The organism is Leifsonia sp. HAY1-4F (assembly GCF_056755275.1).
This window is the reverse complement of record NZ_JBNDHX010000688.1, coordinates 1-232: the sequence shown is the minus strand read 5'-3', so window position 1 is coordinate 232 and position 232 is coordinate 1. Positions and strand designations below refer to the sequence as shown.

The window sequence follows — 232 nt, the reverse complement described above, 5'->3', positions numbered from 1 at the left end:
AGCGGACCCGCGCATCCTCGGCTCGCATCTGGAGGGGCCGTTCCTGGATGCCGGGCACAAGGGGGCACACGATCCGGCGCTGCTGCGTCCACCGACCGCGGCCGATGTCGACCTCCTTCTGGAGGCCACCGGCGGCACGCTGCGGCAGGTCACGCTCGCTCCGGAGCTGCCGGGCGGGATGGATGCGACACGCGCTCTCTCCGCGGCCGGCGTGGCAGTGGCGGTCGGCCAT

At 73.7% G+C, this 232-nt stretch carries 1 pseudogene; it reads left to right on the top strand.

Features of this window, described 5'->3' with window-relative positions:
- Positions 1-232 (top strand): annotated as a pseudogene (locus tag ACPYOG_RS20985) (N-acetylglucosamine-6-phosphate deacetylase); the annotation flags it as partial.